We start from the raw sequence: 24,483 nt of genomic DNA on the forward strand, positions 1-24,483 counted from the left end.
CCCCAGTTGCAGGGTGTAACCCTGACAACCATCAAAAACACTAATCCGAACATTTGCAACAAAAGTTGCAAGAAGGTTCGCGCCCGGGTGCGACGAAACCTCTCAGGCTTTTCGCGGTGCTGCCGACGGTCAGAGCAGCAAGGGGTGCCGTTCCGGTGCTCCGCCGGAGCAGAGAAGGGTCGACCCGTGGCTTTTGCGGATCTGTCGAACATCCTCTGGCGCGGACGGGAGATGCTCGAGCTGCTGCTCTTCAAGCTGGAGGAGGAGCAGTTGGTCCTGGCGTCGGCCCGGACCCGCTGGCTCGCTCACGCCACCCGTGAGGTCGAGCTCGTGCTGGAGCAGATCCGTCAGGTCGAGGTGCTCCGGGCCGCCGAAGTCGAAGTCGTCGCCGCTCTGCTGGGCCTGCCCCCGAACCCGAGCCTGTCCGCGCTGTCCGAGGCCGCGCCGGACCCCTGGGGAAAGCTGTTCGCCGAGCACCGCAAGGCCTTCCTGACCCTGACCGCCGAGATCACCGCACTCGCCGACGCCAACCGCGACCTGCTCACGTCCGGCCACCGCGCGGTCCGCGAGACGTTGCTGACGGTCGGCGGCGCGGTCGAGACCTACGGCCCGCGCGGCGGCACCGTGACCACCGGCGCGCGTCCGCGGCTCGTGGATGAGGCGATGTAGCCGTGTCCAGCACGTTTTCCGGTATCTCGACGGCGCTGAGCTCCCTGCGGGCCCAGCGTCAGGGCCTCGACGTCTCCGGCCAGAACATCGCGAACGTCAACACCGAGGGATACAGCCGGCAGCGCACCGAGATGTCCTCGGTCGAAGGCGTCTCGAACGTCCCGACGATCTGGGCCAAGCAGGACCCGGTCGGCACCGGGGTGAACGTCGGCGACGTCACCCGCATCCGGGATGAGCTCCTCGAAGCCCGGGTGCGCACCGAGCACGGCAACAACGCCTACCACAGCGGTCAGAGCCAGATCTACGACAGCGTCCAGGCCGTGTTCAAGGAGCCCAGCGACACCGGGCTGCAGGAACGCCTCTCCTCGTTCTGGTCGGACTGGCAGGACCTCTCGAACTCGCCGGGTGACGGCGCGGTGCGCACGAAGGTCATGCAGCAGGGCGGCGCGGTCGCGACCGGGCTCAACCAGGCGCACAGCCAGCTCTCGACGATCTACAGCTCGGCCCACGCGGGGGCGGCGGCGCAGGTCAAGGACATCAACACCGCCGCGGCCGAGATCGCCAGCCTCAACAAGGGCATCATGCAGGCGAAGGTCGGCGGATTGCCGGCCAACGAACTCGCCGACCGGCGCGACGGGCTGGTGCTCAAGCTGGCCGACCTGGCCGGCGCCACCGCGACCGTCCGTGACACCGGCGCGGTCGACGTCTCGCTGTTCGGTTCGACGCTCGTCAGCGGCACCGCGGCCCGGGCGCTCGCGCTCAACGGCTCCGAGACGCTGAGCGAACAGGGCAGCAACCCGCCGTCGCTGACGTTCACCGACAACGGCCAGCCCGCGATCGTGACCTCGGGCGAGCTCGGTTCGTCGATGGACTCGCTCAACACCGTCCTGCCGAAGTACGCGAAGTCGCTCGACGACGTCGCGGCGAAGCTGGCGGCCACGGTGAACGGGATCCACCAGAGCGGGTTCGACCGCAACGGCGACGCCGGCGAACCGTTCTACACCGGCACCGACGCGGAGTCGATCACGATGGCGATCTCCGACCCCGACAAGGTCGCCGCGTCGGGCTCGGCGAACGGCCGGCTCGACGGCAGCATCGCCGACGCGCTCGGCGACGTCGCCACGTCCGGCACCGGGCCGGACGTCACCTACCGCCAGCTGGTCGCCGACCTCGGCGTCACCGCCAAGAGCGCGACGCTGAAAGCGGAGACCCAGTCGACGATCACCGCCGACCTCGACAGCAACCACCAGTCCACGTCCGGTGTGAGCCTCGATGAGGAGATGTCGAACCTGCTCCAGTACCAGCGGGCCTACGAGGCCGCCGCGAAGCTGATGAGCACGATCGACCAGACGCTCAACACCCTGATCAACAACACCGGCCGGTAGGGGACAGCGCCGTGGTCATCCGCGTCACCGAACGCTCGCTCTCCATGAACGCGATGCGCGGGCTGCAGGCGAACCAGGGCCGGCTGAGCAAGACCGAGGAACAGCTGACCAGCGGCAAGCTGATCTCGAAGCCGTCGGACTCGCCGACCGGCACGATGACCGCGATGCTGTTGCGCAGCGACATGCGCACCCAGGAGCAGTACGCGCGCAACGCCGCCGACGGCAAGAACTGGCTCAACACGATCGACTCCACGCTGGGCGCGACGCACGACAACGGCCTGCGCGTGCGTGACCTGATGCTGCAGGGCATGTCGGCCGGGGCCGGCGGCTCGGACACCGCGCGGGCGGGCATCGCCGCCGAGATCGACCAGATCCGCGACGCGATGATCGGCCTGGCCAACACCAAGTACATCGACCGGCCGATCTTCGGCGGCACCACCGAGGGCCCGTCGGCGTACGACAAGGACGGCACCTACCTCGGTGATTCCGGCGCGGTCACCCGGACGATCGCCGAGGGCACCAAGCTGCGGGTGGACGCCGGCGGCGAGGAGGTCTTCGGCACCGGCGACAACCAGGTCTTCAAGGTGCTCGCCGACATCTCCGAGCACCTGAAGAGCGACCCGTCGCAGCTCTCGGACGACCTGGACCGCCTGGACACCGCGCTGACCACGATCCGCACCGCCCAGGCCAGCGTCGGCGCGCGGTCGAACCGCGTCGACTCCATGCAGCAGACCGCCAACGACCGACATCTGGAACTTCAGACCCAGCTGACCGAGGTCGAGGACATCGACCTGCCCAAAACCATCACGGACATGACCTTGCAGCAGACCGCGTATCAAGCCGCGCTGGGCGCTACCGCCAAGGTCATCCAGCCCTCCCTGATGGATTTCCTCCGCTGACCGCGGACCACAGACGGCGCCATGCCGAAACGAGAAACCGACCGATCAGCCCCGCAGTTGAACAACCAGGAGGAGTACATGTCACCACGAACCAAGTCCGCGAAGTCTTCCACTGACATGGCAACGGACATGTCCCTCGAGGCGTCCGCGCAGAACGCGGAGGCGAAGGCCGCGGCTGCCGGCGAGCAGCTGCCGACCATCGAGTTCGTGTCGCCCATGCCCGGCTTCCCGGGACACAAGAGTTTCGTGCTGGTCCGCCTCGACGAGGTCGGCCTGCTGAACTCCCTGCGGTCGGTGGACGACCCCGAGCTGCGCTTCATCACGATCGCACCGCACCAGTTCTTCCCGGAGTACGCACCGGAGATCGACGACGAGACGCTGGCCGCGATGGGGACCAAGGACCCCAGCCAGCTGCTCGTGCTGTTGATCGTGACTGCCGGTGACACCCCGCGGGACTCGACGGCGAATCTGATGGCGCCGATCGTCGTCGACCCGATGACGATGAAGGCGGCGCAGTGCGTACTGACCGGGAGCAACCTGCCGGTGCGCGCTCCCCTCGCCTAGCCCGTCGCTCGGCTACGCTGCGGGTACTCGTCCTCGAGGGGGGATACCGCCCGTGCTCGTGCTGACCCGTCGGCCCGGTGAGAGCGTGATGGTCGGTGATGACGTCGTCATCACCGTGCTCGAAGTCCGGGGGGACGTGGTCCGGCTCGGCATCCGGGCCCCCCGCAGTGTGCCCGTGCATCGGGAAGAGGTCTTTCTCGAGTTGCGCGCCGCCAACCAGGAAGCGGCGTCGTCCAGCGAGGACGCGGTCCAGGCGCTCAGCCGCCTGATCGGCAGCGACGGCGAGAAGGGCTGACCGGAGCGGTCTCAGGGCCGCGTTCCACCACCGTGGTGGAACGCGGCCCCGCGCCCGTTTGGTCTTCGGGGCCTTCGGGGTACCAGCGCTGCATACCCGAGTGATGGAGGAGGCCCCCGGTGTCGTCTGTGACCGAGAACCCCGAGGTCGTGTCGGACAACGTCGGTCAGTCCGACGCGGTGGACGCCGTCGAGCTGGCCGAAGTCGTCGAAGAGGGCATCGCGGCCGCGTACGAGCAGGCCGCCGGTGCGCCCGTCGAGGCCGCGCTGGAGACCGTGCTCGACGAGGAACAGGCCCGTGGCGTCGAGCTGAACGAGGAGTTCGCCCGTCCCTTCGCCGAGGCGATCAGCCGCGGCGAGGATCCCCTCTCGAATTAAAGGCCGGGGCACCCGCGCCGGTACGGTGGGAGTGGGTGCCCCCACGGAATTCCGTGGCGCTCGGCTGACTTGCAACGGGTGAGCCGTGGAGGCTCCTTCGCCAGGCACCCCCGCCTGGTGACGAGCCCGCTGTCTGGAGAGGTCGCCGTCATGCCGGACCCTGCGGAGCTGTACGAGATCGTCGGCGACTGGGAACCTCCCGCGGACAGTGGGCTGGTTCTGCTGCACGCCCTCGACGGTTTCCTCGACGCCGGCTCGGCCGCACAGCTCGCCGCCAACCACCTCGTGGAGACGCTCGACGGCGAGATCGTCGCGCGCTTCGACATCGATCTGCTGCACGACTACCGGGCGCGCCGCCCCCCGATGGTGTTCGTCGAGGACCACTACGAGTCCTACACGCCGCCGCAGCTGGTCGTACACGCGCTCAAAGACTCCACCGGGGTGCCGTTCCTGCTGCTCAACGGCCCCGAGCCTGACGTCATGTGGGAGCGGTTCACCAGCGCGGTCGGCCAGATCGCCGAACGCTTCGGCGTCCGGCTGGTCGTCGGTCTCGGCGGGGTGCCGATGACCGTTCCGCACACCCGGCCCACCACGCTCACCGCCCACGGAACCCGGCCGGAGCTGGTGCGGCGCACCAACGTGTGGCGCGGCAACCTGCGCATCCCCGGTAGCGCGTCCGCGTTGCTGGAGCTGCGGCTCGGGGAGCGCGGCCAGGACGCGATCGGCTTCGTCGCGCACGTTCCGCACTACCTGGCGTCGGTGGAGTTCCCGCAGGCCTCGGCCGCGCTGCTCGACGGTGTCGCGGAGGAGACCGGGCTGCTGCTGCCGGTCGGGTCGCTGCACCAGGCCGGGGTCACCCGCCTGCGCGAGATCGACGCCCAGCTCGCGGACGACCCGCAGGCGGTCGGCGTCGTCAAGGCGCTCGAGGAGCAGTACGACTCGTTCGTGTCGAACCGCCAGCAGGCCGAACTCGGCGGCGAAATGGACGACAACGTACCCAGCGGCGAGGAGCTCGGCGCCGAACTCGAGCGCTTCCTGGCCCAGCTCGAACGCGGAGACGACGACAGCCGCTAGGTGTCACGGGGCCCGCGGCGGGGAACGGTGTTCGCATGAATCCGCTCGCCCGGGCCCGCCACCACCGGCGGCCGCGCTGGATCGCCTCGGGCTTCTTCTGGGGCGTGCTGGTGCTGGCCGACCTGGCGATCCTCAGCCTGTGGGTCACGCTCGGCACGTTGCTGCTCGGCGTGGTCTTCGCCGGCGGCTTCCTGCTGCGTCGCCGGCGGCTGCTCGCCGCCGGCGCGGCACCGGTGGTGCTGAGCCCGGCAGGCACCCCGCTGGAGGCACCGCCGGCCGGGATCGTCCCGCCGACGCCGGGTGACCCCGCGTGAGTCGTTGAGACCACGCGCGCTTCTACAGTGGCCGGGTGAACAAACCCGCGCTGGCGCAGCAACTGGACCTCGAGCCGCACCCGGAGGGCGGGTGGTACCGGCAGACCTGGCGGTCGCCGGTCTCGTTCGTCCCCGCCGGGTACCCGGGCCCGCGCGCGGCCGCGACCGCGATCTACTTCCTGCTCGCGCCGGGGGAGGAGTCCCGCTGGCACGTCGTCCGGTCCGACGAGATGTGGCTCTGGCAGAGCGGTGGTCCGCTCACCCTGCGGATCGCTTCCGCCCCCGATGCCGACGACGTGCGCTCCGTGACGCTGGGCCCGGATCTCGACGCCGGGCAGCAGCTGCAGGGGTTGGTACCCGGTGGCCAGTGGCAGGCCGCCGCCCCGGCGGGGGAGACGCCGGTGCTGGTGAGCTGCGTGGTCGCGCCCGGGTTCGAGTACGAGGACTGGCAGCTCAGCGAGTGAGCATCGCCAGCGGATAGCCCTCGGGCGTCAGCCGCAGCGCGGCCACGACCTCGAAGCCGAACCGCTGGTAGAGGCGTTGGCTGGAGGGGGTCGTGGCCTCGAGGTAGGCGGGTCCGCCGATGCGACCGAGCCGGTGGGCGAGCAGCGCGCTCCCGATCCCGGCGCGACGAGCGGCGGCCACGACCGCGATGTCGGAGAGATACCAGTGCGGCTCCTCCGGCCGGTGAGGTTGGCGGGAGTGGGTTTCGTCGGTGGGTGCTATCCAGGCGGCGACCCCGAGAAGGGGGCTGTCTTCCTCCCGCCGGGCGGTGTCCACGACCCCGGAGGCGAAGGCACCCCCCAGGAACCCCGCCGTGTAGAACGCGGTGAGCTGCCGGAGCCGATCACCCGGCCCTCTGGGCACCACCACCTCGACCACCGGATCGTCCCGTAACGCGGCCGCGACGATCGCGGCACAGGTCGGGATTTCCTCGCGCAGAGCTGGGCGGATGATCAGGCTCATCGGCGACTCCTCACCTGGTACCCCAGCGTCCCAGCCGGACGGACCCCCTTCGAGCGGCTATCCACAGATTTGTGCTGCTCCTGTTCCGGACCCGGTGCGGCGGCCAGGATGGGTGCATGAGGGATCGGGGCGCCCGAGGCGGGCCTCGGGCGGGCCGATCCCACCAGGCTGGTCAGCGACCCCTGATGGTGCTGTCCTTTCGTGCTTCGAACTCGCGGCGAAGACCCATCCTCGAGCGATCGCCGCAGACCCACCCCGAGGTGCAGCCGACCCGGATCAAGCCAGCCGGCACGATCCGCGCTCCGAGCCCAGGCCGCCCTGAACAGAGCCGACCGGCTTTCTGCCCGGAGCGGGGTTGGGTCCGAGGCCGGAGCCGGTGCTTGAGCCGGGTCGGAGTCAGAGTTGGAGCGGGATCCAAGGTCAGAACCGAGGCCGGGGCCGAAGTCAGAGCGGAGGCCTCGAGCCGGAGTTAGAGCCGGTCCTGGAGTCAGGGCCTGGAGCTGGGTCCGGAGTCGGGGCCTGGAGCTGGGTCCGGAGTCGGGGCCGGCGCCGGGCCGGAGCCAAGGCCGGGCTGGAGCCGGAGTGAGGCTGGAGCCGAAGCGGGGCCGGGCCGAGCCGCGCCGCCGGAACGGATGTGAACGGATTCCTCCGAGCCGCTGACCCTACGGTGGCTTCTAGCAGTGCATTGTCCGAAGCCGTCGCCGAGAACGGGGCCACTCGAACCCGTCCCGAAACCACACCGCCGTGCCCGCCGAAAGGAGCCCATTTCAAGGAGTCTCCCTGAGAACCCGGGCGCACCGAACCGGACTATTCGAGCGAGCGCGGAGCCGCGACCACCACGATTCACCGGCACGCGGCGATCCCAGTTCATCGTCGAGCCCTACCCCCGCTCGCCGTCGAGCCCTACCCCCGCCCGCCGTCGAGCCGCGCCTCCGCTCGCCGTGAGTGGCACCCTGGCCCGCCATCGAGTGGTGCCCGGCCCATCATCGAGTGGCACGTGGGTCGTCACCGAGCGGCGCTTGGGCCCGTCATCGGGCGGCACCCAGAGCCTCATAAGGCGGGGCTCCAGCGTGTGGCCGAGTTGTGGTGCGGCCCGTCATCGAGTGGTGTTCGGGCAGGTGGTGGGTATGTCACTGAACAGTTTTCGGGCGGCTCAGCGTGTGGGTGTGCGGTGCTCCGTGCCGTCATCGGGTGGTGTCCAGGCAGGTGGTTGGGTGGTGCCGCTGGGCTGTTATCGGGCGCGGCCCAGCGTGTGGCCGGGGAGCGCCCCAAGTCATCATCGGGAAGAGCCCTGCATGTGTCCGGGCAGCGCCCCGGCCATCGTCGGGTGGCGTTCGGGCAGGTGGTACCCCTGAGCTGTCGTCCGTCAAAGCTCCAGAGCGTGGTCGGGCGGTGCGCCGGCTCGGAATTGGGCGGTAGCCCGGCTCGGAATCGAGTGGTGTCCCGGCCAGGTGGTTCGGTGGTTCCACCGACTCGTCATTCAGCAGGGGCTCCACCATGCGATCGTGCGGTGGCCCGGCTCAAATCAAGTCGTCTACCGGCGCGGGATCGGGCGGTGCGCCGGCTGAGTGAACGAGCAGAACCTGCCCCGGCCGGGCGGCGCTCACCCCGCGCCCGGATCTCTGCGCCGACATCCGCAGGACCAGCCCACCCTCGGAGCCGACCCCGGAACAAGCGCCCGAACACGCTCGGACGCTCGGACGCTCGGACGCTCGGACGCTCGGACGCTCGGACAAGGCTCTGCGGGGGCATCGAACACCGCTACGGGCACCCGGCACACCCCCGGCGGCCGGAGGACGGAGCCGCGACCACCTACGGCGCGGCGGGACGACTCGGCCGCAGCCCACGAAGGCCGGTCGCGGAAGCGACCGGCCTTCGCCCGGCAGGCGTGATCCGAGCTTTCAGACGCCCGCCAGCCGCGACGGAGACCTGCGCAGGTACACGAACCACGTGACCGCGAAGCACACCGCGTAGAGGGCGATGAAGCCCACGTACGCCGCGTCCGCGTTCTGGTACGTGAGGAACGACTGGCGGAAGACGATCTGCACGAGCGCACCCCCGCAGGCCCCGATCGCGCCCGCGACACCGACCAGGGCGCTGGAGAGGCGCCGCGCCTCGTTGACCTCCCAGTCGGCGTCGGCGCCGTCGGCCGCGTTGCGCTGGGCCTTGGCACGGAAGATCGCCGGGATCATCTTGTAGGTCGAGCCGTTCCCGACGCCGCTCAGGACGAACAGCGCGATGAAACCGACGTAGAACAGGGCCAGCGACTTCTGCTGCGACGCCATCAGCACGAGGGCGGCGAACAGGCCCATGCCGACGAACGTCCAGAGCGTGATCCGGGCGCCGCCGAACCGGTCGGCCAGCCAGCCGCCGGCCGGGCGGGCGATCGAGCCGAGCAGCGGGCCGAGGAAGATCACTTTCAGGGCGTCCACCGGCGTGACGCCCTGGACGGCGATCAGCACCTGGCCGAACGCGAAGCTGAAGCCGATGAACGAGCCGAACGTGCCGATGTACAGCAGCGACATGATCCAGCTGTGCCGGTCGCGGACGACGTCACGCATCGCGCGCTTGTCGTTCGAGGCGTGGGTGAGGTTGTCCATGCGCACGGCCGAGAGCACGGTGACGACGAGGATCAGCGGGAGGTAGAGCCCCGGAACCAGCCGCGGTTCGACGCTCGCCGCGACGCCGCCGGCTGCCGCCAGCACGATCAGGCCGACGACCTGCACCAACGCGACGCCCAGGTTGCCGCCGGCGGCGTTCAGGCCGAGGGCCATGCCCTTGAGCCGGTTCGGGTAGAACGCGTTGATGTTGGCCATCGAGCTGGAGAAGTTGCCGCCGCCGACGCCGGCGAAGGCCGCCAGGATCAGCAGCGTGCCGAACGACACGCCTGGTTCGAGCAGCGCCGCGGTCAGGATCGACGGGACGAGCAGCAGCGACGCCGAGACGATCGTCCAGTTCCGGCCGCCGAACTTCGCCACCGCGAACGTGTAGGGCAGGCGCAGGAACGCTCCGACGAACGCCGGGACGGCGGTGAGCAGGAACTTGTCGTCGGGGGTCAGGCCGTAGGCGTCGGCCGGGAGGAACAGCACCAGAACGGACCACATGGTCCAGATCGAGAACCCGATGTGCTCGGAAAGAATCGAGAAGATCAGGTTGCGGCGGGCGATGGCCGCGCCTCCGGACGCCCAGAAGGCCGGGTCCTCGGGGCGCCAGTCGTCGATCCATCGACCGGATCGGCGTGGGGCAACTGTGGGGTCAACGGGGGTGATCGTGGGCGCAGCCATCGGGATTCCCTCTCGGTCCGGCGTCCGACCGACCGTAAAAATCCGCTGTTTCCCCGCGGTTGGCCGTGCGCGACGCCCGCGCAACATCTCCCGCACGTTGCGGAACGGTGGCGGTGCGGAGAGAACGTTGCCGACGGGCCGCGCGTGGTCGACAGGACGCTCGTGAGGGGGCGACGCGAATGACCGAACGACCTGGGCGGCTCACCCGGGCGGCCCTGCTCGGTGCCCTGCTGAGCGCGGGCTATCTCCCCCTGGCGTGGAACGCGCCGATCGGCCCGGCCTGGATCGGGTGGATCGCGCCAGGCGCCACCGTGCTCGTCGGGTTGGTGGCGGTCGCGCGCCTGGTGATCGCGACTCCACTGGAGGACGCGTCCCGGCGGTTCTGGCGCGTGCTGTGGGTGGCCGTCGGCATCATCGGCGCCGGCGGGGTCGGTCAGGCCGTGGACGCGCTGTCCGGGCCGGGAGGGCCCACCCAGATCATGTCGCTGCGCACCGCGGGTGCGTTCGTCGTCGGGCTGTTGTTCGTCCTGGCCGCGCTGCTCCTGCTGCCCGTCGGCCGGTTGTCGCGCACCCAGTGGCTGACGTTCGGCCTCGACGCCGCCACGGTCTTTGCCGGTGCAACGCTGTTCACCTGGTACTTCGCGCTGCGCACGATGGACGACTTCGAGTCGACGAACGGGTCGGCGCTGCCGCTCGTCGCGATCGTGGTGTGCGGCTTCCTCGGTGTGTTCGCGCTGCTGAAGGTCTCGTTCGCCGGGGTGCGTCAGGTCGATCCGGGGGCGCTGCAGTACCTGGCGATCGCCGCGCTCACCGGGGCGAGCACGGCCGGGCTGGCGCCGCTGCTCGCGTCCCGGCCGTACCTGAACACCTCGTTCCTGGCGTTCCCGGCCGCGTTCCTGTTCCTCACCGTCGCCGCGGAACGCCAGCGGCGGGTGGCGCTGGCGGCGTTGGACGCCCCCGTCGAGGCGCCGCGCCGGCGCACCGGGCGGGCGCTGCACCTGCTGCCGTACGTGGCGGTCGCGCTCACCGACGGGCTGCTGCTGGTGAGCTCGTCGAGCCGGCCGGTGATCGTCGGCACCGTCGTGCTCACCGCGCTGGTCGGGGCACGTCAGTGGCTCAGTTCCCGGGAGAACGGGCGGCTGCTCGGGCAGCTGCGCTCCTCGGAGAACCGGCTGAGCCACCAGGCCGGCCACGACGGGCTGACCGGGCTGGCGAACCGGACGTTGTTCGTGTCCCGGCTTGAGGAGTCGCTCGGGCCCGACGTCGCCGTCGCGCTCCTCGACCTCGACGACTTCAAACAGGTGAACGACCGGCTGGGGCACGGCGCCGGCGACGCGCTGCTGGTCGCGGCGGCCGCCCGGGTGCAGGGCGCGGTCGGACCGTCGGACACCGTGGCCCGCCTCGGCGGCGACGAGTTCGCGGTGCTGCTGCGTGGCCCGGTCGGTGACCGGCTCGACCGGATCCTGGCCGCGCTGGCCGAGCCGCTGCTCGTCGCCGGTGACGAGCTGCGCATCCGGGCGAGCATCGGGTTGGCCGAGGGCTGGGCCGGCGCGACGTCGAGCGAGCTCGTCCGCCGGGCCGACGTGGCGATGTACGCCGCCAAGGCCGGCCGCGACGGCAGCTGGGCGCGCTTCGTCCCGGCGCTCGACGCCCCGGCCGCCGACCAGGCGCGCCTCGCCGCCGGCCTGCGCGACGGGCTGGGCCGGGGTGACTTCCGGGTGCTCTACCAGCCGATCGTCGAGTTGCCCTCGCGGCGGATCACCGGTGTCGAGGCGCTGGTGCGCTGGCACGATCCGGAGCGCGGGGTCATCCCGCCCGACCAGTTCATCCCGGTGGCCGAGCGCAGCGGGCTGATCGTGCCGCTCGGGCAGTGGGTGCTGCGTGAGGCGTGCCGCGACGCGTCGGCCTGGCCGGGGGTGTACGTGTGCGTGAACGTGTCGCCGCGTCAGCTCGACGATCCGGACTTCGTGGCCGACGTCGCGGTGGCGCTGGCCGACTCGGGTCTGCCGGCGGACCGGCTGGTGCTGGAGGTGACCGAGACCGCGGTGTTCAACGGCGGCCCGGCGGTGGACGCGCTGAACCTGCTGCGCGAGATGGGCGTCCGGATCGCGCTCGACGACTTCGGCACCGGTCAGTCGTCGCTCGGGTTGTTGCTGACCTGCCCGGTCGACGTGTTGAAGGTGGACAAGTCGTTCGTCGACGGGGTCACCGAACCCGGTGAGCGGGCGGTGATCGTGCAGTTCCTCTCGCAGGTCGCGTCGGGGCTGAACCTGGACACCGTCGCCGAGGGGGTCGAGACGCCGGAGCAGGCGGAGCGGCTGCACGAGCTGGGCTACCGCAAGGCGCAGGGGTACCTGTTCTCCAAGCCGGTGCCGGCCTCGACGCTGTTCCTAGATCGGGTTCTGTCCTACCGGTGAGGTAGCGTCCCGCGACATGACGGCTGCACCGGAGATCGCGGGAATCGACCGGGGGACGCTTCCCTGGGTAGGCCGGGTGCTGGGCACCGAGGACGCCACTCCGCTGCAGTTCCACGTGGCCCTGCGCGAGGACGCCTACCTCCAGCTCGACGACGTCGTGGTCACCGTGCGGGACGTGCCCGGGCTCGGTCCGGTGCTCACCGCCGGTGTCGTCACCCAGGTCACGGCCCGGCACGAGGGCGCGCAGTTCAGCTCGGACGTGTTCCTGATCGCCGACGGCGTGCTCCCGGCCCAGGTGCAGGAGGTCGCCGAGATCGCCACCACCCGGGTGGAGCCCGAGGTGTACGTGCCGCCGCGCCCGGGGGAGCCGGTGCGGCGCGCCACCGGCGAGGAGCGCGCGATCGCGCTCTACTTCGACCGGATGGAGCGCAAGGTCCCGGTCGGCCTCGGCCGCGACGGCACGCCGATCTACGTCAACCTCGATTTCCTCGACGGCACCCGCGGCGCCCACATCTCGATCTCCGGCGTGTCCGGGGTGGCGACGAAGACGAGCTTCGCGCTCTTCCTCCTCTACGGGCTGTTCCGGTCCGGTGCGCTGGGGCGGCGCGCGGTCAACACGAAGGCGCTGATCTTCAGCGTCAAAGGTGAAGACCTGCTGTTCCTCGACCACACGAACACGAAGCTCGACGAACGTCTTCGCCAGCAGTACGCGATCATGGGCCTGCCGGCCGAGCCGTTCGCGTCCACGGGGTTCTTCGCGCCGCCGCTGCCGGGCGACCTGACCGGCCGGCCCGACGTCCGCGAGCGCGCCACCGGCGTCAACGCGTTCTGGTGGACGCTGCACGAGTTCTGCCGTGACGAGCTGCTGCCGTTCGTGTTCGCCGACGCCGAGGACGAGCGCAACCAGTACACGATGGTCGTCCACCAGGTCGCGGCCCGCCTGCGCATGGACGCGGTGCCGGCCGGCACCGACGGGGCGATCGCGGTCGACGGGCGTCAGGTGCGCACGTACGACCAGCTCGTCGACCTGATCTCCGACAAGCTCAGCGACGACAACACCCGGTCGGCGTGGGCCGGGCAGGTCACCGGTATCGGCACCGTGAACGCGTTCCTGCGCCGGCTGCGCTCGTCGCTGCGTGCGCTGCGCCCGCTGATCCGGGGCGACCTGCCGGAGCGCCCCACCCGCCGGGTGTCCACCGAGAACCAGCAGCTCACCGTCGTCGATCTGCACAACCTGCCGGAGCGGGCCCAGCGGTTCGTCGTGGGTGTCGTGCTGGCCGCCGAGACGCGGCGCAAAGAGGAGGCCGGCGCCGGCGGCCTGTTGTTCACCATGCTCGACGAGTTGAACAAGTACGCGCCGCGTGAAGGGTCGAGCCCGATCAAGGAGGTGCTGCTCGACATCGCCGAGCGGGGCCGTTCGCTGGGCATCATCCTGATCGGCGCGCAGCAGACCGCCAGCGAGGTCGAGCGGCGCATCATCTCCAACAGCTCGATCAAGGTGGTGGGCCGGCTCGATCCGGCCGAGGCGGGGCGGCCCGAGTACGGCTTCCTGCCGCCCGGCCAGCGCCAACGCGTGACGCTGGCCAAGCCCGGCACGATGTTCGTCGCGCAGCCGGAGATCCCGGTGCCGCTCGCGGTCGAGTTCCCGTTCCCGGCCTGGGCCACCCGGTCGAGCGAGGCCGGCGAGCTGGGCGTGGCCGCGCCGCCGCCCGGAGTGAACCCGGTGACCGGCGAGATCATCGGCGGGCGCGACCCGTTCAAGCGCCTGCCGTCCGCCCCCGCCGACGACGCCCCGTTCTGAGCGGTACGCCTACGACGCGTCGGAGGGGGACGGTTCGGGGCGGAGCGAGGAGCGGGACCGCGCCACGATGTCCTCGAGGGCGGCGACGTGCCCCTCGAACGCCGCCCGCCCGGCCGGTGTGAGCCGCACGGTGGTGCGCGGCCGCTTACCGGCTAAGGCCTTGTGGATTTCCACGTACCCGGCCTCGTTCAACGTCGTGAGCTGCTTGGACAGCGCCGAGTCGGACAGGTTCAGCGAGTCGCGGAGAAACTTGAACACGACCCAGTCGGCCGCGGCCAGCTGAGCGACGATGCCGAGCCGCGTCGGGGCGTGGATGAGCTCGTCGAACCGGGGGTCGGTCATCGGGCCGCGCGGCGGAGCATGACCCCACGCAGCCGTCGGTTGAGGATCGGTCCGGTCACGGCCATCACCGCCTCGGCCGTGCCGATGCCGATCGTCGCCGCGAATCGGACGTCGGCCGACGTGAGTGCGATGGCGACCGCCGCGCCGATCGCCGCCACGCTGAGCACGAACAGGAAGACGCTCACCACGTCGGCGCCGGTGAGCAGACCACGCCGCTGCCGGACCCCGGAGTGGAACACCGCCCACAGGACCGACCCCGTCATCCCGACCGCGAACACGACACCCCCGATCGCCTGGAGCACCGGGACGTGGCTCTCGATCGCGGCGGCGTAGAGAGTCGACACGGCCGCGATGGCGGCCCAGTACCCGTCCGGCACCACCGACGCCGCGATCACCGCCCGCTGCCGGGCCCGCACCTGTGCCAACGCCTCGAACGCCTGGTTCCGATCGATCGGCATGACGCTCTCCTCGTCTGACTACTTTCCTACTAGGAAAGTAGACCTGGCTTTCCTGGTAGGCAAGTACTTTCCGAGGCGCGCTGGGCGCGTTCTGTCACAGGAGTCGGCTAGCGTCGCCAGAGACGTCGTCCTTCGACCGCGAGAGAAGAGTCGTGAAGTTCCTGCACACGTCCGACTGGCATGTGGGCAAGGTCCTCAAGGGCCGCAACCGCCTCGACGAGCAGCGCGCCGTCCTGCGCGAGATCGTGGGGCTCGCCCGCACCCACGAGGTCGACGCGGTACTGGTCGCCGGTGACCTCTACGACTCCGCGGCCCCGAGCGCCGAGGCCCAGGAACTCGTCGTCCGCGCGCTGATGGCGTTGCGCGACACCGGCGCCGAAGTGATCGCGATCGCCGGCAACCACGACCACCCCCGCACGTTCGACGCCTACCGGCCGCTGATGAACATCGCCGGCATCACGATGGTCGGGTCGGTGCGCACCGCCGAGTCCGGCGGCGTCGTGAGCTTCACCGCGCCGCACACCGGCGAACCGGTGAAGCTCGCGGTCCTGCCGTTCCTCTCGCAGCGGCACGCGGTCAAAGCGGCCGAGCTCGTCGCCAAGACCCCGGCCGAGAACAGCGCGGGGTACGACCAGCTGATCCGCGATCTGCTCAACACCCTCACCGCGGGCTTCGGCGACGACGCGGTCAACCTCGTCACCGCGCACCTCACGGTCACCGGCGGCGCACTCGGCGGCGGCGAGCGCGCGGCGCAGTCGATCTTCGAGTACCACGTCCCGGCCGGCGCGTTCCCGGCCGACGCGCACTACGTCGCGCTCGGGCACCTGCACCGTCGGCAGACGCTCCCGGCGGCGTGCCCGGTGGTCTACTCCGGAGCACCGATCGCCGTCGACTTCGGCGAGCAGGACAACACGCCGACGGTGTGCCTGGTCGAGGCCACCCCGTCCACCCCGGCGCGCACCACGGATCTCCCGCTCACCAGCGCGAAACGGCTCCGCACGCTGCACGGCACGATCGCCGAGCTGGGCGAGCGGGCCGCCGAGCACGCCGAGGACTACCTGCGCGTCGTCGTCCGCGAACCGGCCCGGGCCGGCCTGCGCGAGGAGGTGCAGGCGATTCTTCCGGGCGCGCTCGAAGTACGCATCGACCCGGAGTTCGCGGCCCCGCTGCAGACCACCCGGCCCGACCGGCGCGACGATCAGAGCGGCCCGGCCGAGCTGTTCGCCGAGTTCCTCACCGAACGCAAGATCGTCGACGAGCGGGTGCAGAGCCTCTTCACCCGCCTGCACGACGAAGTCACCACGGGCTAGGAGGTACCGATGCGCCCCGTGCTCCTCGCCATGGACGGGTTCGGTTCGTTCCGGGAACCCACCACCGTCGACTTCGCCGAAGCCGACTACTTCGCGCTGGTGGGCCCCACCGGCGCCGGCAAGTCGACGGTGATCGACGCGATCACGTTCGCGCTCTTCGGCAGCGTCCCCCGCTGGGACGACAAGCGGAAGGTATCGCTGGCGCTGGCCCCCACGGCCGCCCGCGGCACGGTCCGGCTGGTGTTCGACGTCGGGCCCGAGCGGTACGTGATCGTGCGTGAGCTGCGCCGGGCGGCGTCCGGCGCGGTCACGGTCAAGAACGTCCGGCTGGAGCACCTGGCCGATCCGGCGGCGCTCGGCGACCTCGAGGACGACACCGAGCTGGTCGCGGCGGACAAGGAAGCCACGCCGGCGGTGGAGACCCTGCTCGGGTTGACGTTCGAGCACTTCTGCACCTGCGTCGTGCTGCCCCAGGGCGATTTCGCGGAGTTCCTGCACGCCCGCGCCGGCGACCGGCAGAAGATCCTGGTCAAGCTGCTCGGCCTGGAGGTCTACGACCAGATCGCCAAGGCCGCGAACACCGAGGCGGCCCGGGAGAAGCAGAACGCCGATCTGCTGGGTGACCAGCTCCTGCGTTACGGCGACGCCACCGAGGATGCGCAGCGCGCGGCGCAGGCCCGGGTCACCGCGCTGGCCGGGGCCGAGAGCCGGGTCGCCGCCGCGCTGCCGGTGCTGGCGTCCGCGTCCGCCGAGGCCCGCACCGCCCGCGAGGCCGTGGCCCGGCTCACCGCCGAGCGGGACCGGCTCACCGCGGTCGAGGTGCCCGAGAGCCTGGGCGAGCTCGACGCGCGGCTCCGCTCCGCCCGCGCCGAGGCCACCCGGGCCCAGGAGGCCCTCGCCGAAGCCGAGAGCGCCGACTCCGCCGCCCGCGCCGCGGTGGCCGCCGCACCCGCCCGCGGCCCGTTGGAGCAGGCCCGGCGCGCCCACGCCGAACTGGCGTCGGTGCGGGCGGGCCGCGCCGCGCTGGTGGACCGGCAGGCCACCGCGGCCACCGCGCTGAGCGCCGCGGAAGCGCGGGTCGCCGCCGCCGACCAGGCCGTCGAGCAGGCCCGCACCGCGCAGCTCGAAGCCACCGCCGGGGCCGAGGCCGCCCGCGAGGCCGTGGCCCGGCTCACCGCCGAACGCGACCGGCTCGCCGCCGTGCGGGTGCCGGCCGGCCTGAACGAGCTCGACGCCCGGCTCCGCGCCGCGCGTGAGGTGGCGTCGCGGGCGGCGGCCGCGCTCACCGAGGCGGAGGCCGCCGACTCCGCGGCCCGCGCGGCGGTCAGCGTCGCCCCGCCCCGCGGCCCGGTGGAGGAGGCCCGGCGGGCCCGCCACGAGCTGGATGCCGCGGTCGACGGCCGGCCGGCGCTGGTCGAGCGCCGCTCCCGGGCGGCGGCCGGGCTGGACGCCGCCGAACGCACGGTCGCCGAGGCCAGGGAGGCGGTCGAGCAGGCCCGGGCGGCCCGGGAGTCCGACGCCCGCGCCCGCACCGCCGCCGTCCTGCGTCCGCACCTGGTGGCGGGGGAGCCGTGCCCGGTCTGCGAACAGACCGTGGCCACCCTCCCGCCGCCGCTCGACGACCAGGCCGGCACCGCCGACGCCGACCGCCGCATCGCCGCGGCCCAGCGCGCCGCCGACACCGCCGCCGCGGACCGCTCGACCGCCGCGGCGGTCCTCCGCGACGCCGAAGCCGCTCTGGCCGCCGCCGACGAGACGATCGCCCGCAGGCAGGCCGCGCTCGGCGCGGAGAGCCTGCGGGTCACCGTCCACGGCGACGGGGCCGGCTCGGTGGAGATTCTCGGGCTCGCCGACCTCGAGCGCTGGCTCACCGCGCGCGACGCGCTCGACACCGCCGCCCGCGCGGCCGACCGCGAACTCGTGGCCGCACGCAGCGCCCGCGCCGACGCCGACCGCGACGCGGCCAAGGTCGACGCGGAGTCCAGCGGCGTGCGCACCGCGCTGCGCGAGACCCGCGACGCCGTGGCCGCGCTCGGAGCACCCGCCGGGCTCGTCGAGGACGTCGCGGCCGGCTGGGACGCGCTGGCGACCTGGGCGTCGTCGGCCGCCGCCGAGCGCACCACCGCGCTCACCGCCGCCGGCCGGGCCGAAACCACCGCCGCGAAGGCACTCACCGCCGCGGAGAAGACCCTCGCGCAGACCCAACAGCAGCTGGCCGACGCCCGGCGCGCGCACACCGAGGCCACGCGGGCCGAGCAGCGCGCCGCGGCCGAACTCACCGCCGCCGACCGCACCGCCGAAACCCTCACCGCGCAGCTCGGCGACGCACCCGGCGCGGAGGAGCTGGCCCGGTCCCTGGCCGAGCTCGACGCCCTCGACACCGAGGTGCGCGCCGCCGACGAACGCCTGCGCACCGCCCGCACCGCGCTCGGCGCCGCCCAGCGCACCGCGAAGGAGGCGTACGAGCAGGTGGCGGCCACCGTCCGCGGGCTCACCGCGGTGCGCGAGCCGCTGGTGGCGCTGGGCGCCCCGGCGATCCCGTCCGACGACCCGGTCGGGGGGTGGCGGGCGTTCGCCGACTGGGCGTCGGCCGCCGCGGCCGAGCGGGTGGATCAGCTGGCGGAGGCCGAACAGACGGTGCACACGGCCGACCGCGCGCTGGCCGACCACGAACAGGCGCTGCGTGACCTGCTCGCCGACCTCGGCATCCCGCTCCCGGCCGACGGCGCCGCGCTCCCGTCGGCCCGGCCGGTCGCCGAGATCGCGCCGACGGCGGTCGCGCGGGCGCTCGCGGAGGCCCGCGCCGCCGAGGCGCGGATCACCGAGCGGCGCACGGAATGCGCCGACCTGGTCCAACGCCGCGATGCCGCGGAGACCGCCCAGCAGGTGGCCCGGCAGCTCGGCCAGCTGCTCCGGTCGGACGCCTTCCCGCGCTGGCTGGTGGCCTCCGCGCTCGACCTGCTCGTCTCCGAGGCCTCCGCGACGCTCGCCGAACTGTCCGGCGGGCAGTTCGCGCTCACCCACGAGGCCGGCGAGTTCGTCGTCGTGGACCGGGCCGACGCCGACAGCCGCCGCCCGGTCAAGACGCTCTCCGGCGGGGAGACCTTCCAGGCGAGCCTGGCGCTGGCGCTCGCGCTCTCCGCGCACCTGTCGACGATGGCCGCGTCCGGCGCCGCCCGCCTCGACTCGATCTTCCTCGACGAGGGCTTCGGCACGCTCGACGAGGCGACGCTCGAAGTGGTGGCGGCGACGCTGGAGAACCTCGCCGCCGGAGGTGACCGGATGGTCGGGCTGGTCACGCACGTGGCCGCGCTCGCCGAACGGGTGCCGGTACGGTTCGAGGTCAGCCGCGACCAGCGCACGTCCGTGGTGACGAAGGTGGTGCAATGAAGTTCTCCGTCGACGCCTGGGACCCCGGTTACGGCACCAGCACCGAGGACGACGCGGCCCGCAAGAAGTCGTCGGCCCAGCTGGACCTCGAAGTCGAGCGCCCCCAGGCCGACTGGAAGCCGATCGAGCCGCGTCCGGTCCCCGCGCCCTCCGCGGTGCTGTTCGTCGACGGCGTGCGGCGCATCGATGCCCAGCTCTGGGTGCACAGCGAGAACGCGGCGTCGCTGGCGATCTGCGCCTCCTACGCGGCCGGCGTCGTGTGCTGCACCGACTCCGGTGCCACCGTGCCCACCGTGCAGGTCCGCCGGGGTGTGTTCACCGCGGCCGAAGACGCCGCGCCGGTCTCCACGTCGGCCGGGACCTATGCCCTCTACAAGGTGCGCCGCGACGACGCCGACGCGCTCAGCCTCGGCGTGCAGAGCCAGCTCGCCGACGTCGAGATGGAGGCCGCCCGCCGCGCCCGCGAAGGCCTCGGCGAAGCGGCGTCCGGCACCGACCTGCTGGTGGTCGACGGCCCGCTCAAGGGGCGTCAACACCTGCCGCGGGCGCTCGGCTTCATCAAGACGCACAAGGCCGAGTACCTGCCCGCCCACCTCAACGGCGTGGTCGCGCGCCTGGAGGCGGCGCACCGCTCGCCGGTGTTCCGGATGGGCACCAGCTGGGACCGCTACGCCTGGTACCTGCGCCTCCCGGGCGCGGTCGGTTCCCCCTGGGCCGGCGTGGTCCGCGTCGAGTGCGCCGCCGAACTGACGGCCGCCGACGCGGTCGCACTGGCGAACCTGAGCCAGGAAACCCTGTGCCGGTACGCGTCGGTGGAGTTCAAGGATTCGCGCGCTCCCCAGAACCTGTTCCCGATCGCCGGCCTCGAACGGGCCCTGCGCCGCCGGCTGGGGGATCCGGGGCTCCTCTACCGGGCGTTGCGCACGGCCGCCCGCCCCTGATCCCCGGTCGCCGCCCCCGCGCGTTCAAGAGCGTGATCTAAAGGGTATAACCACGCATAAGCGGCTTAACTGGCGACGGAGAGGGGCTGGACCGTGCGGTCGGCGGCCACGCGGATGCGCTTCGGCTTCGCGATCGTGATCGTCTTCCTCGTGCTCGCGGCCGTCGTCGAGTTCGCCTCCGGTGCCCTGCACGGCGGGATCTTCTCGCTGGGAGGCGCGATCCTGGTCGGCCTGATCGGGGTTCGTCTCGGCCGCGAGATCGCCCAGCCGCTCGACGCCCTCGGGGACGTCCTGCACCGGGCCGCCGCCGGTGATCTCACCGCGCGTGCGCCGCTCGGCGGGCCGAAGGAGGCCGCCACCGTCTACGCGGCCGCGAACACCGTCATCGCCGAGTGCGAGCAGGCGACCTCGGTCGAGGAGACCCGCCGGCTGGTGCGCCGCCTCGCCGATCCCAACGGCGAGACCCCGAGCGCCAAGGGGCCCGAGGCCGCCCTCGCGGACGTCGTGCCCCGCGTCGGCGCCGCGCTCGCCGTCGACCGGGTGTTCGTGCGGGTCACCGCGGGGAAGACCTATGTCGCGCAGTGGCAGCGCGACGGGCTCCAGCCGGTGTCGGACGAGCTCCCGCTGCTGCCGCCCGACCCGCGCAGCTCCGAGCCGGTGGGAACTCCGGACGCCCACACGAACCTGCGCGGCGACCCGATCCTGTACGGCGACACCCCGCGTGCCCGCGCCGCCCGCACGCTCACCGAGGACGCCGATGCCCGGGCGCTCGTCACCACCCGCATCTCGGTGGCCGGCAAGCCGTGTGGCGCGCTGATGGTGATGGACAGCGGCGGCCCCCGGAGCTGGACGCCCGGCGAGCTCGACCTGCTCACCTCGGTCGCCGCCGACCTGAGCCGGATGGTGGAGAACGCGCAGCTGCGCGCCGACCAGCGTCGGCTGGAGAGCGAGAAGCAGTTGTTCATCGCGACCGCGTCCCACGAATTGCGGACGCCGCTCGCGAGCGTCCTCGGCTACCTCGAGCTGCTGGCGGTCGGCGACTTCGGCGGGCTCACCGAGGACCAGCTCAACGCGATCCGGGTCGTCGAGCGCAACACCACCCGCCTGCACGAACTGGTGCTCGACCTGCTGACGATCTCCGGCATCGGACCGGCCGGCGACCTCACCGAGCGGCCGCCGGTCGACCTCAGTGACGTCGCCATGAAGGTCATCACGGAAACCGAGGCGCTGGCCACCGAGGCTCAGCTCGAGCTGCGTTACCAGGAGAAGGACCCGGCGACCGTGCTCGGAGAGTCCCGGCAGATCGAGCGGGCGCTCACCGCGCTCGTGCACAACGCGATCGTGTTCACCCCGGCGGGCGGATCGATCACGATCACGCTGGACCGCGACACCGGGGACGGCCGACCGATCGGCACCGCGCGGCTCGCCGTCGCCGACACCGGGATCGGTATCCCGGAGGCCGAGCGCGGGCGCGCGCTCGAACCGTTCTACCGGGGGACCAACGCGCTCGAACGCGGCATCGCCGGGTCGGGGCTCGGGCTGTCCATCGTGGCGATGGTCGCGCAGCAACACGCCGGAACGGTGACGCTCACCGCCCGGCCCGGCGGCGGCACCGAAGCCACGATCCACCTGCCGCTGGCCCAGTACACCGCGGCCGCGGTGTCCGGCGCGATCATCGGTTGGAGCTAGGGCCACGTCGAAGGGAGGATACGGTTATCGTGAGCCGGTTTCGCCCTTCGACCTGAATGGACTCATGTGCCGACGTTCCGTGTGACGCGCTACGTGCTCTCCTACGGCGCGGTGAAGACTGCCGGTGAGCGGCCGTTCCCCTGGCACTCGATCATCCTCGTCTTCGACCCCGACGGACGGCCGCCGATCTCCGACGCGGTGGTGCTCTTCACGCCCAGCAACAGCCTGGGCAACATGAACACGCCCAACCGCCTGACCGCCTACCTCCCGGTCGAGGACTTCGACACCTACCACCGCATCCTGCAGACCGAGAGCCCGGTCTTCGCCGAGTGGACCGAGGACAACGGGGGCCGGTTGACCAGCTTCTACCTCAAGACGCAGGAGGAACCCGTCGGCGAGGGCCCGGTGGACCGTTCGGAAGGACCCGGCTGATCGACCGGGTCTGCGTCGTCGGCGCCGGCGCGGTCGGCGGCGTCCTGGGCACCCGGCTCGCGGCCGCCGGTGTCCGGGTCTCCGCGGTGGCCCGCGGCGCCACGCTGGCCGCGCTCCGCGAACACGGCTGGCGGCTGCGTGAGCGGAGCACCGGCGCTCTGCTCACCGCGCCCGCCGCCGCGAGCGGCGACCCGGCCGAGCTCGGCGTGCAGGACCTGGTGGTGCTCTCGGTCAAAGCCACCGCCCTGGCCGACGCCGTGCGCGCGCTCCCGCCGCTCGTCGGGCCCGACACCGTGGTGCTCACCGCGATGAACGGCGTGCCCTGGTGGTTCTTCGCCGCGGGCGCCGGTGTCCCCGCCGAGCTGCGGGGCCGGCCGCTGCGTGCGGTGGACCCGGACGGGGTCGTCGGGGCCACCGTCGCGGCCGAGCGGGTGCTCGGGGGAGTCGTGCACTACAGCGCGGCGGTGTTCGAGCCCGGAGTCGCGGTGCTCAACGCGATCGGGCACGGGCTGATCGTCGGCGAGCCCGACGGGAGCCGGTCGGAGCGTGCGGCCGGGGTCGTGCGGCTGCTGTCGGACGCCGGGATCCCGACCGTGCTCTCGACCCGGATCCAGGCCGACATCTGGTACAAGCTCTGGGGCAACATGACGATGAATCCGGTCTCGGTGCTCACCGGCGCCACCAGCGACCGGATCCTCGACGACCCACTGGTGCACGAGTTCTGCGCCGGGGTGATGCGTGAGGCGGCCGAGGTCGGTGACCGGATCGGATGCCACATCGACGAGACCGTCGCCGACCGGATGACCGTCACGCGTGGTCTCGGAGCCATGACGACGTCGATGCTGCAGGACGCGAGCTCGGGCCGCCCGATCGAGCTCGACGCGCTGGTCGGCGCCGTCCGCGAGATCGCCGCCGCCGTCGGCGTCCCCACCCCGGCGACCGACGCCCTGATGGGTCTGACCCGCCTGCACGCCCGGACACGCGGCCTGTACCCGTGACCTCGTGTCGGGCCTGCGACGCCGGAAGACGCTAGTCGGGCACGGCCCAGTGGGGGAGGCGGCTCTCCAGGAGCGCGGCGATGCCCTCGCGGGCCTCAGGAGCCTCGCAGAGCTCCGACCACAGCTTCACCATCGCCGGACCCTGCTCGTCGAGCTGCGTGCGGATCGGGCGGGTGAGCAGTTCCTTCGTCGCGGCCAGCGCCCCGGGTGAACCGGCCAGCAGGCTCGCCACCGCGAAGTCGACCGCCGCATCCAGCATCTCGTCCTCGACGACCTGGCTGACCAGCCCGATCTCCTCGGCGATCCCGGCGTCGATGGTGACTCCGGTCAGGTACGCGCGGGCGGCCGCCCGCGGGGCGAGCCGCGGCAGCGTCAGCAGCGCCGCGAGCGTCGGAGCGAGGCCGATCCGCGTCTCGGTGAAGCCGTACCACGCGCTCCGCTCCGAGATGACCAGGTCGCTCGCGCCCACCAGGCCGAGTCCGGCGGCGACCGCCTCCCCGTGGATCCGGACGACGATCGGCTTCGGCAGTCGCACCATCGACCGCAGCAGCGCGAGGTAGGCCTCCGCCCAGATCTCCGGGTGGTGTTCGCCGGGCTCGGTGAGCTCGGTCAGGTCGGCCCCGGCGCAGAACACCTCACCTTCGGCGACCAGGACGACGACCCGGACCTCGTCGTCCCGGGCCGCCGTGTCCATCGCGTCGATCAGGCCGGTCACGACCGGAAGCGAGAGCGCGTTCCGGTTGGCCGGGGAGTCGAGCATGACGACGGCGACCGCGCCGTCCAGGCGGGTCCGCACCGGCGGCCGCACCACGTCGACCGGCGCCGACGCTCCCATGGTCGATTGCTCCATATCGCCCAGCCTTGCACATTTCACGCCC

Annotated in this window: 22 protein-coding genes; 17 read left to right on the top strand and 5 right to left on the bottom strand. The window is 72.1% G+C overall.

The window, feature by feature from the left end; genetic code table 11:
* Positions 1-186 precede the first annotated feature (186 nt).
* The 9 genes from flgN (at position 187) to CRYAR_RS10255 (ending at position 6,041) form a co-directional block, all read left to right on the top strand.
* Positions 187-669 (top strand): flagellar export chaperone FlgN, encoded by a 483-nt coding sequence (gene flgN, locus CRYAR_RS10215; protein WP_035850136.1) that lies wholly within the window; start codon positions 187-189, stop codon positions 667-669.
* Positions 670-671: 2 nt separating this feature from the next.
* Positions 672-2,054: a flagellar hook-associated protein FlgK gene (gene flgK, locus CRYAR_RS10220; RefSeq protein ID WP_035850137.1), complete on the top strand. Its 1,383-nt coding sequence runs from the start codon at positions 672-674 to the stop codon at positions 2,052-2,054.
* Positions 2,055-2,065: 11 nt separating this feature from the next.
* The gene (gene flgL, locus CRYAR_RS10225; RefSeq protein ID WP_157017560.1) at positions 2,066-2,953 is read left to right on the top strand and encodes a flagellar hook-associated protein FlgL; all 888 of its coding nucleotides are present in this window, start codon (positions 2,066-2,068) and stop codon (positions 2,951-2,953) included.
* A 129-nt stretch (positions 2,954-3,082) separates the two neighbouring features.
* Positions 3,083-3,517 carry a flagellar assembly protein FliW gene (fliW, locus tag CRYAR_RS10230; RefSeq protein WP_051569991.1) on the top strand — a complete coding sequence of 145 codons (435 nt, stop codon included), beginning with the start codon at positions 3,083-3,085 and terminating at the stop codon, positions 3,515-3,517.
* Between the two features lie 52 nt (positions 3,518-3,569).
* A complete protein-coding gene (gene csrA / locus CRYAR_RS10235) occupies positions 3,570-3,812 on the top strand; it encodes a carbon storage regulator CsrA (protein ID WP_035850138.1) in 243 nt (80 codons plus the stop codon).
* A gap of 119 nt (positions 3,813-3,931) precedes the next feature.
* Positions 3,932-4,189 carry a hypothetical protein gene (locus tag CRYAR_RS10240; protein WP_157017562.1) on the top strand — a complete coding sequence of 86 codons (258 nt, stop codon included), beginning with the start codon at positions 3,932-3,934 and terminating at the stop codon, positions 4,187-4,189.
* A gap of 150 nt (positions 4,190-4,339) precedes the next feature.
* On the top strand, positions 4,340-5,263 hold the full coding sequence (locus CRYAR_RS10245; RefSeq protein WP_035850141.1) for a proteasome assembly chaperone family protein: 924 nt from the start codon (positions 4,340-4,342) through the stop codon (positions 5,261-5,263).
* 35 nt (positions 5,264-5,298) lie between these two features.
* Positions 5,299-5,577, top strand: a complete 279-nt coding sequence (locus CRYAR_RS10250) for a hypothetical protein (RefSeq protein WP_035850142.1) — start codon at positions 5,299-5,301, stop codon at positions 5,575-5,577.
* Positions 5,578-5,612: 35 nt separating this feature from the next.
* Positions 5,613-6,041 (top strand): cupin domain-containing protein, encoded by a 429-nt coding sequence (locus CRYAR_RS10255; RefSeq protein WP_035850144.1) that lies wholly within the window; start codon positions 5,613-5,615, stop codon positions 6,039-6,041.
* Here CRYAR_RS10255 and CRYAR_RS42920 read toward each other — a convergent pair.
* Complete coding sequence (locus CRYAR_RS42920; RefSeq protein ID WP_051569992.1) at positions 6,031-6,543, bottom strand: GNAT family N-acetyltransferase; 513 nt, start codon at positions 6,541-6,543, stop codon at positions 6,031-6,033. The genes CRYAR_RS10255 and CRYAR_RS42920 overlap by 11 nt on opposite strands.
* 1,901 nt (positions 6,544-8,444) lie before the next feature.
* Positions 8,445-9,827: an MFS transporter gene (locus CRYAR_RS10265; RefSeq protein ID WP_035850146.1), complete on the bottom strand. Its 1,383-nt coding sequence runs from the start codon at positions 9,825-9,827 to the stop codon at positions 8,445-8,447.
* Positions 9,828-10,006: 179 nt separating this feature from the next.
* Between CRYAR_RS10265 and CRYAR_RS10270 the strand changes: the two genes are divergently transcribed.
* Complete coding sequence (locus CRYAR_RS10270) at positions 10,007-12,244, top strand: putative bifunctional diguanylate cyclase/phosphodiesterase (protein ID WP_035850148.1); 2,238 nt, start codon at positions 10,007-10,009, stop codon at positions 12,242-12,244.
* Positions 12,245-12,260: 16 nt separating this feature from the next.
* Positions 12,261-14,045: an ATP-binding protein gene (locus CRYAR_RS10275; RefSeq protein WP_051569993.1), complete on the top strand. Its 1,785-nt coding sequence runs from the start codon at positions 12,261-12,263 to the stop codon at positions 14,043-14,045.
* Between the two features lie 9 nt (positions 14,046-14,054).
* Here the strand turns inward: CRYAR_RS10275 and CRYAR_RS10280 are convergent, their stop codons facing one another.
* Both CRYAR_RS10280 and CRYAR_RS10285 read right to left on the bottom strand, forming a co-directional pair.
* Entirely contained in the window at positions 14,055-14,387 is a 333-nt protein-coding gene (locus tag CRYAR_RS10280) for a winged helix-turn-helix domain-containing protein (protein ID WP_035850149.1), read from the bottom strand.
* Entirely contained in the window at positions 14,384-14,845 is a 462-nt protein-coding gene (locus CRYAR_RS10285; RefSeq protein WP_035850151.1) for a hypothetical protein, read from the bottom strand. Before CRYAR_RS10285 ends, CRYAR_RS10280 begins: the two co-directional genes overlap by 4 nt.
* Positions 14,846-14,997: 152 nt before the next feature.
* Between CRYAR_RS10285 and CRYAR_RS10290 the strand changes: the two genes are divergently transcribed.
* The 6 genes from CRYAR_RS10290 (at position 14,998) to CRYAR_RS10315 (ending at position 23,605) form a co-directional block, all read left to right on the top strand.
* Complete coding sequence (locus CRYAR_RS10290; RefSeq protein WP_035850153.1) at positions 14,998-16,155, top strand: exonuclease SbcCD subunit D; 1,158 nt, start codon at positions 14,998-15,000, stop codon at positions 16,153-16,155.
* A 9-nt stretch (positions 16,156-16,164) separates the two neighbouring features.
* Positions 16,165-19,545: an AAA family ATPase gene (locus tag CRYAR_RS50115; RefSeq protein ID WP_035850155.1), complete on the top strand. Its 3,381-nt coding sequence runs from the start codon at positions 16,165-16,167 to the stop codon at positions 19,543-19,545.
* Positions 19,542-20,486: a hypothetical protein gene (locus tag CRYAR_RS10300; RefSeq protein WP_035850157.1), complete on the top strand. Its 945-nt coding sequence runs from the start codon at positions 19,542-19,544 to the stop codon at positions 20,484-20,486. Before CRYAR_RS50115 ends, CRYAR_RS10300 begins: the two co-directional genes overlap by 4 nt.
* 93 nt (positions 20,487-20,579) lie before the next feature.
* A complete protein-coding gene (locus tag CRYAR_RS10305; protein ID WP_157017564.1) occupies positions 20,580-22,175 on the top strand; it encodes a GAF domain-containing sensor histidine kinase in 1,596 nt (531 codons plus the stop codon).
* 66 nt (positions 22,176-22,241) lie between these two features.
* Positions 22,242-22,607, top strand: a complete 366-nt coding sequence (locus CRYAR_RS10310; protein WP_035850161.1) for a hypothetical protein — start codon at positions 22,242-22,244, stop codon at positions 22,605-22,607.
* Positions 22,604-23,605: a 2-dehydropantoate 2-reductase gene (locus CRYAR_RS10315; protein ID WP_035861639.1), complete on the top strand. Its 1,002-nt coding sequence runs from the start codon at positions 22,604-22,606 to the stop codon at positions 23,603-23,605. The genes CRYAR_RS10310 and CRYAR_RS10315 overlap by 4 nt, the downstream gene beginning before the upstream one ends.
* Positions 23,606-23,636: 31 nt before the next feature.
* Here CRYAR_RS10315 and CRYAR_RS10320 read toward each other — a convergent pair whose 3' ends face one another.
* On the bottom strand, positions 23,637-24,455 hold the full coding sequence (locus CRYAR_RS10320) for an enoyl-CoA hydratase-related protein (RefSeq protein WP_084700307.1): 819 nt from the start codon (positions 24,453-24,455) through the stop codon (positions 23,637-23,639).
* Positions 24,456-24,483: the final 28 nt, after the last annotated feature.

The organism is Cryptosporangium arvum DSM 44712 (assembly GCF_000585375.1).
GTDB classification, from domain to species: domain Bacteria; phylum Actinomycetota; class Actinomycetes; order Mycobacteriales; family Cryptosporangiaceae; genus Cryptosporangium; species Cryptosporangium arvum.

What these genes read in the sequence shown, in the direction of transcription:
- fliW (WP_051569991.1), top strand. Translation starts at nt 3,083, where the DNA reads ATGTCCCTCGAGGCGTCCGCGCAGAACGCGGAGGCGAAGGCCGCGGCT.
- CRYAR_RS10245 (WP_035850141.1), top strand. Translation starts at nt 4,340, where the DNA reads ATGCCGGACCCTGCGGAGCTGTACGAGATCGTCGGCGACTGGGAACCT.
- CRYAR_RS10250 (WP_035850142.1), top strand. Translation starts at nt 5,299, where the DNA reads ATGAATCCGCTCGCCCGGGCCCGCCACCACCGGCGGCCGCGCTGGATC.
- CRYAR_RS42920 (WP_051569992.1), bottom strand. Translation starts at nt 6,543, where the DNA reads ATGAGCCTGATCATCCGCCCAGCTCTGCGCGAGGAAATCCCGACCTGT.
- CRYAR_RS10265 (WP_035850146.1), bottom strand. Translation starts at nt 9,827, where the DNA reads ATGGCTGCGCCCACGATCACCCCCGTTGACCCCACAGTTGCCCCACGC.
- CRYAR_RS10270 (WP_035850148.1), top strand. Translation starts at nt 10,007, where the DNA reads ATGACCGAACGACCTGGGCGGCTCACCCGGGCGGCCCTGCTCGGTGCC.
- CRYAR_RS10275 (WP_051569993.1), top strand. Translation starts at nt 12,261, where the DNA reads ATGACGGCTGCACCGGAGATCGCGGGAATCGACCGGGGGACGCTTCCC.
- CRYAR_RS10280 (WP_035850149.1), bottom strand. Translation starts at nt 14,387, where the DNA reads ATGACCGACCCCCGGTTCGACGAGCTCATCCACGCCCCGACGCGGCTC.
- CRYAR_RS10285 (WP_035850151.1), bottom strand. Translation starts at nt 14,845, where the DNA reads ATGCCGATCGATCGGAACCAGGCGTTCGAGGCGTTGGCACAGGTGCGG.
- CRYAR_RS50115 (WP_035850155.1), top strand. Translation starts at nt 16,165, where the DNA reads ATGCGCCCCGTGCTCCTCGCCATGGACGGGTTCGGTTCGTTCCGGGAA.
- CRYAR_RS10300 (WP_035850157.1), top strand. Translation starts at nt 19,542, where the DNA reads ATGAAGTTCTCCGTCGACGCCTGGGACCCCGGTTACGGCACCAGCACC.
- CRYAR_RS10320 (WP_084700307.1), bottom strand. Translation starts at nt 24,455, where the DNA reads ATGGAGCAATCGACCATGGGAGCGTCGGCGCCGGTCGACGTGGTGCGG.